Raw genomic sequence first — 14,240 nt, forward strand, 5'->3', positions numbered from 1 at the left:
TAGTATTGAAGGCAGTCGCAAACTTTTTATTTTAGTATGAGCGCAAGTTATTATGAAAGATTCTGCCGCTGATGGCGGTGCCAAACAAGATATTCTCAGTGAAAAACTCGACTTAAAAACAAAGCTGGCTTATGGTGCAGGAGATTTAGGGCCAGCAATCACTGCCAATATCTCCGTCTTTTTTCTGCTGGTTTTCTTCACAAATGTCGCTGGTATCCCTGCGGGTTTAGCTGGCAGTATTTTGATGATTGGCAAAATCTGGGATGGCATAAACGATCCGTTTGTCGGGTTCCTGACTGATAAAACGAAATCTCGTCGTTGGGGGCGTCGTCTTCCTTGGATGTTTTATGGAGCAATTCCCTTTGGAATTTTCTTTTTCTTGCAGTGGATTGTACCGCAATTTAGTGCAAATCAGAGTGATAATATTTGGCCATTATTTTGGTATTACGTAGTCATTGGGGTGGTATCTCAAGTGTTTTATACAGTTGTGAATTTGCCCTATACGGCGATGACTCCAGAACTGACTCAAGATTACGACGAGCGCACCAGCCTTAACAGCTATCGCTTTACATTTTCCATTGGTGGCAGCATTTTATCGTTGATTTTAACGCAAATTGTTTTTTCAGTGATTGCCGATCGCCAACAACAATATCTTGTTTTAGCAGCAGTTTCTACTGTAATTTCGATTTTAGGATTATATTGGTGCGTTTTTGGAGTCCGCGATCGCATCTTAGCTTTTGAGGCTAAACGCATCCAAACCGAGGAACCTGCATCTCTTCCCTTCTTTGAACAGCTAAAAATTGTCTTTAGCAACCGACCTTTTTTATTTGTTATTGGTATATATCTTTGTTCTTGGCTAGGCGTACAGGTAACAGCCAGCATTATTCCCTATTTTGTAGTCAATTGTATGGGACTAAAAGAATCAGATGTGCCCACAGTCATGATTGCAGTCCAAGGAACTGCTCTGTTGATGCTATTCGTGTGGGGAGCGTTGAGTAAAAAAATTGGCAAAAAAGTTGTTTATTTTTTGGGAATGAGTTTGTGGATTATAGCAGCAGCCGGACTATTTTTCTTACAGCCTGGTCAAATAGTTTTCATGTATGTGATGGCTGTGATGGCAGGTATTGGTGTATCCACAGCTTATCTGATTCCCTGGTCAATGATTCCAGATGTGATTGAATTAGATGAACTGCAAACTGGACAACGTAGAGAAGGCATTTTTTATGGCTTCATGGTTTTGCTGCAAAAATTTGGTTTAGCTTTGGGGCTATTTTTGGTGGGAAATGCTTTGCAAGTATCTGGTTTCAAAGAATCTGTAGCCGGAAGTCCGCTACCCATCCAACCGGAATCAGCACTGTTTGCTATTCGCGTTGCCGTTGGCCCCATACCGACAGTTTGTTTGATTTTTGGCTTAGTTTTAACGTATTTTTACCCAATTACCCGCGAGATGCACGCTGAAATTATGCTGAAACTCAAAGAGCGACAAGAGAAGAGGGAGAGTTAAAAGGGCAGAGGGGCAGAGGGGAAACACTTACTGTAACTAACTTCCCCTGCTCCTCTGCTCTCTACTCCCTATTCCCTTTGATTTTAATTTGTTTTAGACTCGACCTTAACGCACCTCAGATCGTGAAGAATGATTAAGAAAAACGAGTACAGACAAACATGATAAAAATGCTAGCTGAAAACTTGATGGGAATTGAGACAAGCTTACAAATTAATTGGGTTTGGCTAAATGCCAGCTTACAGTTTGCAAGTTGGGCACTCTTCTCACTTTTACTTGCTGAGATATTGAGAGACAGCTACCATGCTTTGTGTCACCAAGTCAGTTGGCTTGCTAAATGGCACAACAAGCACCACATGGCCTATCGCCGCGATTTATCAATAGTTTCCCTGAAAATTTATCAAGAATCCCAACTCTATCACGACATTTTAGAGTCGAGTTTATTGCTAGTGGTATTGGTAGTCGTTGCCTTAATTGTCCAGCAAATGGGGTTATGGCTGGGAGTAGCTTATGGTTGTACCTTTTTGTATGGCGCGTCTGTGCGGTATTTTCAGGGAAAAATTGATACAGATTACAACCACCTACCCGGCCCTTTAGAGACAATTCCATCCATTTGGTGGGTGAATCGGTCTTACCATTGGCGGCATCATTTTGATGATGTCAACGCTTACTACAGTGGTGTCTTTCCTCTAGTTGATAAAATTCTGGGTACAGGACTGTCTCTCAAAGGTAAAACCATCGCTTTAACCGGAGCATCAGGAGCGCTGGGGCAAGCGTTGGCGGCTGAACTTATAAAGAATAATGCTAAAGTCGTCGCATTAACCACTAATCCAGAAAAATTAGTAGAGCAAGTTGGGGTAAAGGTGGTTTCCTGGCAGTTAGGCAACGAAGCTGAACTGAGAAATAGTTTAGAGAAAGTAGATATTTTAATTATCAACCACGGAGTCAATGTCTACACCAGCCGCACATCGGAGGCTATCAACGCCTCTTATGAAGTGAATACCTTTTCAGCCTTACGGTTGATAGATATATTTTTGACAACTGTAACAGGGCCACAAGCAAAAGCAACCAAGGAAATTTGGGTAAACACTTCTGAGGCTGAGGTTTCTCCAGCGCTGAGTCCGCTTTATGAACTTAGCAAAAGAGCGCTAGGAGATATTGTTACCCTCAAGCGTTTGGACGGGGATTGTGTAATTCGCAAGTTAATTCTTGGCCCGTTTAAGAGTCAGTTGAATCCTTATGGAGTGATGTCTGCACAGCAAGTTGCTCGTGCGATCTTATTTTTGGCGCGGCGAGACTTCCGAAATATTATTGTGGCAATAAATCCTCTCACCTATCTGCTGTTTCCTTTAAAGGAAACTAGTACGTCGCTATACTATCGACTTTTTAGCCGGACAGCGAAAAGTGAACAAGACTTACGCAAAGAATAGCCGAAAAGAATGATTTTCAGGTAGGGGCAATTCATGAATTGCTCCTGAGCGCGTGTAGTTTTGATTTGCAATGCCTGTGGCTAGCTACACGCATCAGCCTTTTCTAGCAGCAAAAGTGAGACTACCGCCGTTAAAGCTTGGTTCTTACAAGTAATACCGTTCAGTTAAGAAAATTGTAGGTTGGGTAGAACTTTAGTCTTACCCAACAAAGTCAAGGAAGTGTTGGGTTTTGTTGCTCAACCCAACCTACGCCAGTTTTAATTTTTAGCCTTAATTGAACCGTATTGTTTTTTGAACCCAATGTTTTAAGCTTGCCACGCTACTACAAATCTTCAAAACTTACGCAGTCTTGGAATGCAATTTCCTCCCAAGCAAGTTTATAGTTTTTTAATAGCCATCATCCGAACTCCACCATTAGGAGCAAGGGTAAATCCACGTCGTTGCAGTTTCAGAGGTTTATTTTCCACCAATGCAAGTTGATAATTAGATAAAACGGTTGCCAAGACTAACTTCATTTCTAACAAAGCCAGGGCATATCCTAAACATCGCCGACTTCCACCACCAAAAGGAATGAACTCCCAAGGCGAATACTGGCGTTCTAAAAAACGTTCGGGATTAAATTGTTGAGGATTAGGATACAAGTCTTCCCGATAATGCAGAAGGTAGATACTTGGCATTAAGGTTGTATCAGGAGGAAACTGATATCCTGCAATATTTATGGATGATTTGGTAATGCGGGGGAAAAGCACTGGCAGGACTGGATACATCCGCAGGGTTTCTTGGCAAACTGCGCTTAAGTAAGGAAGCTGGGCAATTTCCATTGGGTTTGGATTTTCTCCCAAGCTGTCAAGTTCCTGCTGCAATTTTAAGAGAACATCTGAATTTCGGTGAATTTGATAGAAAGCCCACGCTAGCGTTGTTGCAGTAGTTTCATGTCCAGCAAATAAAATTGTGAGCAATTCATCTTTTAATTCATCGTCGGTCATTGCTTGCCCATTTTCATCCTGTGCTGCCATCATCAAGCTCAGAACATCACCCTGATTCTGATTGTTCTTTGTTCTTTTCTCTTCAATTTCTGCTTGAAGTAGCTGATGAATATGGCTTTGTCTAGTTTTCATCTGCCCCCAAGGAGTCCATTTCCCCCAATCTTGTTGTAAAAATGGAAAAAATAGCATACTGGAGCGCAAAGGAGAATCAGTCATATCCAACCAACTAGTCAGGAGAGGTAAAATTAGTTGATAGCGTTCCCCTTCACTTAAACCAAAGACAATTTGTAAAATTACTTCTAGACTAACTTTCTGCATAGCAGAACGAGCCACAAAAGGTTGACCGATTTGCCATTGACTGGCGATTTGCTCGGTAATTAAGCAGATTTGTTGAGCATAAGTCTGTAGCCTTTCTCCATGAAAGGGGGGCATTAATAATTTTCGTTCTCGTCGATGGCGGGCACCATCCATTAACATGAGAGAATTTCGCCCAATCAGGGGTTCTGCAAGTTTATTAGCACGACCAACATCAAATTTAGAATCTTGACTGAAGATTTCTTGAATGGCTTGGGGATGGCTAAGAATTACATAAGAACCGAGTCCACCCAGTTGCATGGAAAAAATATCTCCATACTCTTGATTACACTTTTTCTGAAATCCAATCGGATCGGCAATCCATTCGATCAGTTGCCACCACGAAGGGCTAGTAATGCAATTCGGTAATTGACTAAGCATAATATTTACCTGTGATTCCACTTCATAATCTCAAACAAATACACCCATTATCCCTGAGTAACCGTATTTAGGGACTGGCTCATAAACGCATTTATTAAGCTATCTAGCAAGCGATCGCGTGATAAAGATGTAAGTTCTTTTCCATACAATATTTCTTGTAAAATCACGTGGAATACCAGCGAACCAAAAAATATGAGCATTATTAATGACTCCGGCTACTAACTGGAAAATATTACTATCAAAAATCGTCCCTTTAGCATTTTTATTAATGGGCGATGTTTTATTAGCTATCACTTTAGCAACAGTAATATTGCATGTACCATTTCGAGGTAATTTCCTGCTATTTTTAGCCCTATCAAGTATGTATGTATTTGTCGGGATTAGCTTGGGTATTATGTTAGCGACTGTAAGTAGTTTGCAACAACAGGTAGTTTTGACATCTTTCTTTATTAATTTACCAATGGTACAAACTTCTGGAGCGATCGCACCCATTGAAGCCATGCCACCTTCGTTTCAAGTTTTATCCCTACTCAATCCCCTGCGCCATTACATTGCGATCGTTCGAGGTATTTTGCTCAAAGGTGTTGGCTTAGATGTACTGTGGATGAATGTTTTGGCTTTAGTCGCTTTTGCTGTTGTGTTATTAACTATTAGTGTTAGTAAGTTTCGCAGTCAATTAAGCTAAAAGACAGGGTAATATCATGTCCGTTTGGTTACTTATTAAACCCAAGAACCCCACCTCGCCAAAGCTACGCTTTGTCTTTGCTCCCCAAGGCATCGGCTACCGTGTATAAACAAGTCAAATTACCCCCTGAATCCCCCCGATGCATTGGTGGGAAACAAGAAATCTAGTTCTCTCCCCAATCCATCGGGGAGGGTTAGGGTGGGGTGCAATGACTGTGGGAATCATAACTAATTAACCGGACATGATATCACAGGTCACTTTTAGGAATTTCCTCACGAAATTCTATGACCAACTGCATAGTTTCCACTACCAAATCGCGTAAATCTCGATTGAGTGCTACAGAGCCTTGAGGCCCAAACCAACGGTCAAAAATAGTGACATATCGCTGATTCCCATTGACGAATCCTTGCATGAACTTTACCAGAGAAAAGTTAACTGTATCCAAGAATTTGGAGTTATTTTCTGGCACCATGCAAGCGATACCTTCTCGTGAATAGGGGCGATCGGGTACGATCGCAAAAGCATCTGGATTTTTTTGCTGTTGCAGCCATCCCTCTAAAAGAATGCTATCGGATGAGAAAGCATCAATAGTATCTTGCTGCAAAGCTGTGTATCCCTCTGCCCTAGTTTTAAAATATACTAGCTTAGCTTTGGGTTGTACATGAGCGATCGCCTGTTCATTTGTGGTTCCCGCCAACACACCAATTTTCTTACCAATAAGGGATTCAGGGGAACCTAGATTACTTCCTTTCTTAACTAATAATTGGGTTCCAGTTGCACCGTAGCTGACAGAAAAGTCTACTTTTTTATCTCGCTTCCATGTAAAACTACTAGCATCACATACAATATCAACTTGTTGATTAACTATTTTAGGAATCCGCTCAGAAGGGCTAAGACCAACTAATTGCAGTTTAATTTTTTTTCCTGTGTCTTTTTCTAATTGCTCTTTAATCAGAGTCAGCATATCTACAGAATAGCCATTTAACTTTCCTTGACTATCCACATAGGCAAAAGGTAGCGCATCTTTACTAGTACCAGCTGTTAATACTCCTGTTCTGGCTACTTTTTTCATTACAGTCTCAGCAGCTACCACATTAGACATGAGCGTTGCAAACATGAGACTTAAAATAGGGATAGCAATTTTTTCATACATAAACTTTAAGAGTAAGTGATTTTTTTCAACAATTAAGTCTGATTTATATATCAAGCTCAAAAACTTATCACTATCAAGTACATCGTAAAGTTATCTAGTAACTATTCTTGACATTGATATTCTTTCATTACTCTGGTGAAAGAAAAATTGCAGCCAACTTTAAGTGTGTAAAAAAAACTCTCAGGGCATAATCTGTAGATACGTGTATACAGCAACATTAAGAATATGAGTAAGTAGGTAGGCATAATTAAATATAAAATAAATTCCAAGTTTGTAGTGAGCGATTTATCGCTCAGAGCAAGGATTATCAGGACTAAAGTCCTTACTACAAACTTTAAAACTTTAAATTTATTTATGCCTAGTACAACACGGCGTAAATAAACAACCCATTCCAAATTAATGAAACGCTTACGCCGTATTCATTTTGACTTTTGACTTTTGACTTCCGCCTTGCGGTACTAGGCTCAGGCTGGAGAGTTTCACCGTCTCCAAGACGCTACGCGATGGTGCAAAGCACCCGTCAAAGGCGATGTCTACGCAAAACTACATAATTCGGTAAAATTAGGTAAAGCAATTTTTGCGCTTGTTAAACAAAGAAAGGCATCAGCAAATCCATGCAACTGAAACTCAGTGCATCTCGACTTCCCTTCGCTCCCCTGTTGTTAATCGCCCCCTTTTTCCTATGGGGGACGGCAATGGTAGCCATGAAAGGAGTGATACCCCATACCACACCGCTATTCATGGCAGGTGTCCGTCTGATACCAGCAGGGATGTTAATTCTGATTGCAGCAGCATTCATGGGTAAACCCCAGCCGAAGAGTTGGGCTGCATGGCTGTGGATTGCCTTATTTGCCCTAGTAGATGGAACGCTGTTTCAAGGCTTTTTGGCAGAGGGATTAGTCAGAACTAGTGCAGGGTTAGGGTCTGTGATGATTGACTCGCAACCTTTGGCTGTTGCCTTGCTGTCGTTGTGGCTATTCCAAGAACACATTGGTTTTTGGGGATGGCTGGGGCTAGGCTTGGGAGTCACAGGCATTAGTTTAATTGGCTTACCTGATGAGTGGATCTTACATTTTTTTGGCTCAGGCGCAAATATGACAATTGGCAACTGGCAAGATTTGTTTGCTAGTGGCGAATGGTTAATGCTGTTAGCAGCACTATCAATGGCAGTGGGAACAGTATTGATTCGGTTTGTGTGCCGATATGCTGACCCTGTAAGCGCTACGGGATGGCACATGATTTTGGGCGGATTGCCACTATGGGGAGTTTCATCAGTTGTTGAATCCCAGCAATGGGAAAATCTGGGAGGATCTGATTTCATGGCTTTGGGTTATGCTACCGTATTTGGCAGTGCGATCGCTTATGGGTTATTCTTCTACTTTGCCTCAAGTGGCAGTCTTACCAGTCTTAGTTCTCTCACCTTTCTGACACCCGTCTTTGCGCTACTATTTGGCAATCTTTTCCTCTCAGAAGTCCTCAGTCCGTTGCAGTGGGTAGGAGTATTTCTCACTTTAATCAGCATCTATCTCATTAACCAACGTGATACTTTAGGAGGACAAAATGACACAGTTACTGTCGGCGAGATAGCAAATATACAGCAACCAGTTTTAGAAGCATCTGCTAAAAAATTGAACCCCATAAGCCTAGCAGTTAGAGAATCGGAACCAGAAATATCCCCTTAACTTGTTAAAATAATTCTTAATTAGTAATTAAGTAGGGGATGAGGGAAAAACCAATTAAAAATTAAAAATTAAAAATTAAAAATTAAAGAACTTCTGCCTGGTTGTTGAGCTAGTCGAAACATTGCCTCACTTCTCTACGAGAGGCTGCACTTCTCTACGAGACGCTGCGCGAACGGCTACGCTCAGTGACCACGCCAACGACTACGCTCAGTGACCACCTGCCTCCTTTTTTCCAATGCCCAATTCCCAATTAAAAATGACAGTTAACATTTGGTCGTCTAGAAGCTATTGTGGTATCGAAGATTTGAAAAGCACGTTCAGGTTGAAACTTGCAATATGAGGCTATGCCGTTCCTCAATTCTGATATTTACCTGTTTTTCTTTCGTGGGTTTGTACCCACATCGCTCAAGTGCAGCCACACCTAACCTAGCACCTGAAATTTTAGAACTTGCACAAGCTAGTTCGACAGTTACTGCTAGTCCGGCTGTTTTGAGATATGGTAGTCGAAAATCAGATGTGCAGAGACTACAAACCCAATTAAAGCAGTTGGGATACTACAGAGGCGTAGTAGATGGACAGTATAACGCCAGTACGGAAATCGCTGTAGCTAAATTCCAGAAAATAAAGGGTTTAAAATTAGATGGGATTGCTGGACCGGCGACTCAGGAGAAGCTGCAAGTAGCAATGGAGGCTAAAAAGCAGTTTGTCACCTCTCCAATAATTACTTCTCCAAAAGTTACCTCCCCAATAGTTACCTCTGTTGCTCCGACTTCTGCAAATCCCCAAGCATCCGAGAGAGGTTTTGTCTGGTGGTTACTATTTACTATTGGAGTTCTTGGATGTACTGGCGCACTTTTTTATCTGCTGAGGTCGTTTCAGAAGGTAAAGCAAGTCCAAAACTCCGAAATATCAGAGCCTAAAAGATTGAGTGAAACTAACAAAGAATCGATTACACCACCTTTGCTAGAGACTGTCACTAGTCTACAAACACCTCAACCGCCATTTTCCACACAATTACTGCTACCAGAAAAAACTTCCCGTCTTGCTAAACTCAATATCGTTGAGGAATTAATTCAAGATTTACGCAGTTCTGACCCAACGAAGCGGCGCAAAGCTATTTGGGATTTGGGACAGCAGGGAGATTCGCGGGCAATTCAGCATCTGGTTGACCTGATAATTGATGCTGATTCTCAAGAAAGCAGCTTAATCTTGGCAGCTTTGTCAGAAATTGGCATCCGCACACTCAAACCAATGAACCGTGCTTTAGCAATTTCAATTCAAGATGAAAGTCCACAAGTGCGGCAAAATGCAATCCGTGACCTGACGCGCGTTTATGACATGATGGGTCAAATGAGTCAGATGTTGCACCATGCGCTAGAAGACCCAGATGCCGATGTGCAAGCAACAGCACGATATGCTTTAACTCAGATGAATCGAATGCGAATACGTGACTTGCCGGAGCAACAGAGTCTACAAGAAGATTTAGATAATGATTCACAACATTGACACTCCCCCGCTACACCGCTTGGCGGTTAGCGGGAGATTCTTGTTTCACGGAAACTGAATCTGCTGGCAGCTTAAAAATATTTCAACTGGATTTGGATATTGGTATCTGGCCCTGCTACTAAAAATACTGCTTCGCTAAATTTGGGCGCTCTTGCGCGAATTTCTGGGTTGCTGGAAAATCCAAAACCTTCGCTTGGTATACCAAAAAGATTGCTATTGAGAGTGCGGTCATTATTTTGATCGTGGAAGACAGCAACGGCGTAGCTACCTGCTTTCAAATTATTAAAGGTAATTGGTAAGGGATTTTCAGTAATCTTGGTACACTGCTTTTGTAAGCCGCGATCGCCATCACTAGGAAATCCTTTACTGTTAGCAAATATACTGGCACAGACTTGTCCTTCTTGATTCTTCAAGCCATCAATTTCCACGGTGACTTTGCCGTTAAAGTTTGCCTTGGCACTAAATGACCATGCCAAATTTCCCATAACTGCCAATAGCAGCATACTAACTCTTAAGCCTTTAAGCATAAAATTTTCACAAGGTAAAATGCGATCGCTAAATAAAGCACTAAATCAGGCAAAAAGTAGGAGGTTTTATACCCCCTACTTCTCTCTGCTTGGATAGAGAATTTTGCGGAATCAGTTCAATCTACTAATGGTGTATTGGTAGCTCATACTAAGAATATGCCAGAGGATGAACCAAAGAAATATTTTCCCTAAAGTCTGCCAATTGAGCCTTGTTCATTAGAAAATCCAGTTGCATCACCTTCTTTGAGAAATCCACTGTAGGCTTCCATACCGTGTTCGCCGATATCCAAACCTTCTAATTCCTCTTCTTTGGAGACTCTAATACCTAAAGTCGCTTTTAGTGCCAACCAAAAAATACTACTGAGTAAAACAGTGAAGCCAGCTACTGAGACAACGCCTAGCAACTGAACACCAAACTGTCCAAAGCCACCACCTGAAAATAAACCTTTTTCTGGACCAAGTGTATACCAGGTAAAAACACCAGGGCCAACAGACCATAGACCAACTGCTAGGGTTCCCCAGATACCACAAACTAAATGAACTGAGGTAGCTCCCACTGGATCATCAATGCCAAGTTTGTCAAAGAATGTTACAGAGAAAACTACCAGTACTCCAGCAATGAAGCCAATTACTAAAGAACTAGCGACACCTACGTAAGCACAAGATGCTGTAATCCCAACCAAGCCAGCCAAAATACCATTAATAATCATTGACAGGTCTGGTTTACCTAAGTACAACCAAGCTGTGATGGTGGCGGCAATTCCACCGGCAGCAGCAGCCATGTTAGTGGTTAGAGCAATATGACTGATTGCGCCAGGATCGGCAGCCATTACAGAACCTGGGTTGAAACCAAACCAGCCCAACCACAGAATCAAACAGCCCAACGTAGCAATACTCATGTTGTGACCGGGCATTGCTACAACTTGGTTGTCTTGATATTTACCAAGACGGGGACCAAGAAATGCTGCTCCCATCAAAGCTGCCCAGCCACCTACAGAGTGAACCACTGTACAACCAGCAAAATCCCAAAAGCCTCTGTCTGCTAGCCAACCACCACCCCAAATCCAATGTCCAGTAATGGGATAGGCAATGCCTACAAGTAAGAGGCTGAAAATTAGGAAGTCAACAAATTTAATCCGTTCGGCTACTGCACCAGAAACGATTGTTGCTGCTGTTCCAGCAAACACTAGCTGGAATAAAAACTTAGCTGCTAAAGGTACACCAGCCCAATTAAGAGCACTGAAGATACCTTTATAAGCGTCTGCTGTGGTGGGACTGTTATCTGCTCCTTTTAAGAAAAACCCATTCAATCCAATGAAGTTGTTGCCATCACCGAACATTAAGGCAAAACCGATGGACCAAAAAGCAATGGTAGACAGAGCAAATACAATCAAGTTTTTGGAAAGAACATTGACAGCGTTTTTTTGGCGACAGAAGCCAGTTTCTAACATACAAAAACCAGCGTTCATGAAGAACACTAAAAAAGCAGCGATCGCAACCCACAAGGTGTCAATAGCAATTTTGAGTTCTGCTGTCGTTGGTGCTGCGGCTGGAGTTTGGGCAACTGCGGCATAACCCCAACCCAACACAATCAGACAAGCGATAGGTAAACAAGCTTGCCAACTGGGAGAAAGTCGCTTAATCAGATTAAATAGCTTGACTTTAGAGTTAGATTGTGAATTGATAACGTAATTTTTTGCAGACGAATGCCTCTTTTTTGGTTTCGATTTTTGTTTGTACATTAATTTAAGCGTCATCCTTCCTCTAAACCATCCTTAAAAAAGGGAAAAAACACGTTAAACAGAAAAAACTACCGTTTGAAGTTAGATCCAGTGGTTTTTGATATTTTTCCTTTAGACCACTTGTTTAAAAACCAGAAACTCAAATAAGCGTAGTAGGAGTTTAAAAAACTATTGGCACATCTGTAAATATTTTTTATAGTTCTTCGTCAGAAATTTATGATGTATTTTCTGAAATAGTCAAGTCTCCTTCACTTAATCTTTAATCTTTGAAAAAAGTTGGCTGAGAAAGTGCCCAAAATTGTCTTGAATAATGTCAATAAAAAATCCGGTAGAAAGTAGCAAGGAATCTGTGGAATATACATCATAACTACCGTAAAATGCCTTTTTTCAGCTATAAATGCGATTTTTGGCTCTATTCACTATCGAGGGTACCGACTTCTGGAGTATTAGTCCGATTTTTGCCATCTTCTGTGATAAATTGCTCGATCGCATAAACATCAGGCCATACTGACGCACCATGTTCGTAGGCATCGATCCCAATGCAATCGGCTTCGGGATTGACGCGTAAGTGTCCCAGCGCTTTAAGACCACCAAACATCAAAAAGCTAAAGCCGACGGTGAAAACTGCGATCGCTACCACACCTAAAGTTTGTATACCTAACAAATCAAAGCCGCCACCCAAAAATAACCCTGCCTTTTTGTTGAGGGTCAGTTCTGCTTGACCTAAGAAGCCAACTGAGAGAGTACCCATCATGCCATTGATACCGTGTACGGCAAATGCCCCCACTGGGTCATCAATGTGGAGTGACTCAATTAAATCCACTCCCAAAGTAACCAAAATTCCACCCGTTAACCCAATCAAAACCGAAGCCCAAGGTGCAACGTAGGCACAAGGAGCTGTGATTGCCACTAATCCTGCGAGCGAACCATTGAGAGAATAAACTAAATCCCACTTACCTGTGCGGGTATATTGAAAAATTGTCGCTGATAATGCTGCGGCTCCTGCGGACAGTGTGGTGTTAACTGTTACTAAACCAATCAATCCCGTATTACCTGTGCTGAGGGTTGAACCAGGGTTAAATCCGTACCAGCCAAACCACAGAATCATCGTTCCCAAAGTTGCTAGCCCTAAATTGTGTGCTGGTGGTAGTGTTCCCCAAGCTGGACGGTCGGGACGCGGCCCAAGTAAATATGCGCCTACCAGCGCTGTCAAGCCCCCAACTGTGTGGACAACAGAACTACCGGCAAAGTCGTGATAACTCAATTTGGATAACCAGCCACCAGAGTTCCAAACCCAGTGAACAATGATCGGGTAAGCGATCGCCCCCATAATGGCGCTGTAAATTAAGTCACCAAAAAAGTCGGTTCTTCCAGCCATTGAACCAGTAGCGATCGTAGTAGCGGTAGCAGTAAAGGCAAACTGGAAAAAGAATAAAGTATAGGTATTGATGGCAGCTGTAGAACCTGGCGCACCCAATGTATAGCTACCATCAGTACCAGGTAGCTGGCTGAGGAAAAAGGTATCTATGCCAATTAACCCACCAGCACTTGTACCAAAGGCAATCCCAAAGCCGATTCCCCACCACACTAAGATGGTGACAGCGGCGTTAATAAAGTTTTCTAGTAAGGCGTTAACTACATCTCTTTGGCGGTTCAAACCTGCTTCTAACATAGCAAAGCCGGTTTGCATGAAGAATATTAAAAATCCGGTGATTAGTACCCAGATAGTATCAATGGAAATTTGCAGTTTGGTTGTAGTTTCAAATAAAGATTGAACAGTGGGAGGGTCTGCCGCATGTACAATTGTGGGGGCAAAAACTGCAAATATCATTGAAGCGATCGCTAGCGCCAGTAGGCGATGCCAGGGAGGAATACGTTTATTCATTGATTATTTTTTTTGCTGTCAAAGTAGTAATTGATGTTAGTAATAGACTTAGCAACATCAAATAATTGAATTAATTTAACCCAATTCAGCTTTGATTTAACACTTTTAAGAAATTATCATCTCATTCTCGGCATCAGTTATTTTTTTTTCTGTAAACACACTTTTTCTAATATTGAATACCTGACTCAATCAAAACATAAACATTCATTCACAGAAATTATGAGACTAGTTCCTAATTTCACTTTGGTAAATTTATGCCTAAACGGATAAATTTGACTGATTTTCTATTTACTCAAACAAAAAAACTGTATCATAAAACACATTTTTTCGGTTTTTGTGATGAAACATAACTCATGATGCAACAAAAAAGCAATTATATCTTTTATAGCTGCGTATTTTCCGATATGA

General features: G+C 41.6%; 11 protein-coding genes. 5 read left to right on the forward strand and 6 right to left on the reverse strand.

The window, feature by feature from the left end:
- The first annotated feature begins 52 nt into the window (after positions 1–52).
- Positions 53–1,504 (forward strand): MFS transporter, encoded by a 1,452-nt coding sequence (locus RMY16_RS17675; protein WP_322665158.1) that lies wholly within the window; start codon positions 53–55, stop codon positions 1,502–1,504.
- 158 nt (positions 1,505–1,662) lie between these two features.
- Complete coding sequence (locus RMY16_RS17680; RefSeq protein WP_322737495.1) at positions 1,663–2,931, forward strand: bifunctional sterol desaturase/short chain dehydrogenase; 1,269 nt, start codon at positions 1,663–1,665, stop codon at positions 2,929–2,931.
- Between the two features lie 377 nt (positions 2,932–3,308).
- On the opposite strand, the gene RMY16_RS17685 is transcribed toward RMY16_RS17680, so the two are convergent.
- Positions 3,309–4,652, reverse strand: coding sequence for a cytochrome P450 (locus RMY16_RS17685; RefSeq protein ID WP_322737497.1), 1,344 nt, complete (start codon positions 4,650–4,652; stop codon positions 3,309–3,311).
- Positions 4,653–4,699: 47 nt separating this feature from the next.
- The gene (locus RMY16_RS17690) at positions 4,700–4,852 is read right to left on the reverse strand and encodes a hypothetical protein (protein ID WP_322737498.1); all 153 of its coding nucleotides are present in this window, start codon (positions 4,850–4,852) and stop codon (positions 4,700–4,702) included.
- A 5-nt stretch (positions 4,853–4,857) separates the two neighbouring features.
- Here RMY16_RS17690 and RMY16_RS17695 point away from each other — a divergent pair, with 5 nt between their 5' ends.
- Entirely contained in the window at positions 4,858–5,337 is a 480-nt protein-coding gene (locus RMY16_RS17695) for an ABC transporter permease (RefSeq protein ID WP_322737499.1), read from the forward strand.
- 247 nt (positions 5,338–5,584) lie between these two features.
- Here RMY16_RS17695 and RMY16_RS17700 read toward each other — a convergent pair whose 3' ends face one another.
- The gene (locus tag RMY16_RS17700) at positions 5,585–6,490 is read right to left on the reverse strand and encodes an amino acid ABC transporter substrate-binding protein (RefSeq protein ID WP_322737500.1); all 906 of its coding nucleotides are present in this window, start codon (positions 6,488–6,490) and stop codon (positions 5,585–5,587) included.
- A 614-nt stretch (positions 6,491–7,104) separates the two neighbouring features.
- Here RMY16_RS17700 and RMY16_RS17705 point away from each other — a divergent pair.
- Both RMY16_RS17705 and RMY16_RS17710 read left to right on the forward strand, forming a co-directional pair.
- Positions 7,105–8,172 carry a DMT family transporter gene (locus RMY16_RS17705; RefSeq protein WP_322737501.1) on the forward strand — a complete coding sequence of 356 codons (1,068 nt, stop codon included), beginning with the start codon at positions 7,105–7,107 and terminating at the stop codon, positions 8,170–8,172.
- A 336-nt stretch (positions 8,173–8,508) separates the two neighbouring features.
- Positions 8,509–9,678 (forward strand): peptidoglycan-binding protein, encoded by a 1,170-nt coding sequence (locus RMY16_RS17710; RefSeq protein ID WP_322737502.1) that lies wholly within the window; start codon positions 8,509–8,511, stop codon positions 9,676–9,678.
- Between the two features lie 71 nt (positions 9,679–9,749).
- Here the strand turns inward: RMY16_RS17710 and RMY16_RS17715 are convergent, their stop codons facing one another.
- From RMY16_RS17715 to RMY16_RS17725, 3 genes are all read right to left on the reverse strand, one after another.
- The gene (locus tag RMY16_RS17715) at positions 9,750–10,205 is read right to left on the reverse strand and encodes a DUF2141 domain-containing protein (RefSeq protein ID WP_322737503.1); all 456 of its coding nucleotides are present in this window, start codon (positions 10,203–10,205) and stop codon (positions 9,750–9,752) included.
- Between the two features lie 188 nt (positions 10,206–10,393).
- Positions 10,394–11,947 (reverse strand): ammonium transporter, encoded by a 1,554-nt coding sequence (locus tag RMY16_RS17720; protein WP_322737533.1) that lies wholly within the window; start codon positions 11,945–11,947, stop codon positions 10,394–10,396.
- Between the two features lie 412 nt (positions 11,948–12,359).
- Positions 12,360–13,832: an ammonium transporter gene (locus tag RMY16_RS17725; protein WP_322737504.1), complete on the reverse strand. Its 1,473-nt coding sequence runs from the start codon at positions 13,830–13,832 to the stop codon at positions 12,360–12,362.
- Positions 13,833–14,240: the final 408 nt, after the last annotated feature.

This window comes from Nostoc sp. DedQUE12b (genome assembly GCF_034530835.1).
Classification (GTDB): Bacteria; Cyanobacteriota; Cyanobacteriia; order Cyanobacteriales; family Nostocaceae; genus Nostoc.

Bases quoted from the DNA above. Each gene is read 5' to 3' on its own strand.
- RMY16_RS17695 (WP_322737499.1), top strand. From the start codon at position 4,858: ATGACTCCGGCTACTAACTGGAAAATATTACTATCAAAAATCGTCCCT.
- RMY16_RS17715 (WP_322737503.1), bottom strand. From the start codon at position 10,205: ATGCTTAAAGGCTTAAGAGTTAGTATGCTGCTATTGGCAGTTATGGGA.
- RMY16_RS17710 (WP_322737502.1), top strand. From the start codon at position 8,509: ATGAGGCTATGCCGTTCCTCAATTCTGATATTTACCTGTTTTTCTTTC.
- RMY16_RS17675 (WP_322665158.1), top strand. From the start codon at position 53: ATGAAAGATTCTGCCGCTGATGGCGGTGCCAAACAAGATATTCTCAGT.
- RMY16_RS17685 (WP_322737497.1), bottom strand. From the start codon at position 4,652: ATGCTTAGTCAATTACCGAATTGCATTACTAGCCCTTCGTGGTGGCAA.
- RMY16_RS17720 (WP_322737533.1), bottom strand. From the start codon at position 11,947: ATGTACAAACAAAAATCGAAACCAAAAAAGAGGCATTCGTCTGCAAAA.
- RMY16_RS17725 (WP_322737504.1), bottom strand. From the start codon at position 13,832: ATGAATAAACGTATTCCTCCCTGGCATCGCCTACTGGCGCTAGCGATC.
- RMY16_RS17700 (WP_322737500.1), bottom strand. From the start codon at position 6,490: ATGTATGAAAAAATTGCTATCCCTATTTTAAGTCTCATGTTTGCAACG.
- RMY16_RS17705 (WP_322737501.1), top strand. From the start codon at position 7,105: ATGCAACTGAAACTCAGTGCATCTCGACTTCCCTTCGCTCCCCTGTTG.
- RMY16_RS17690 (WP_322737498.1), bottom strand. From the start codon at position 4,852: ATGCTCATATTTTTTGGTTCGCTGGTATTCCACGTGATTTTACAAGAA.
- RMY16_RS17680 (WP_322737495.1), top strand. From the start codon at position 1,663: ATGATAAAAATGCTAGCTGAAAACTTGATGGGAATTGAGACAAGCTTA.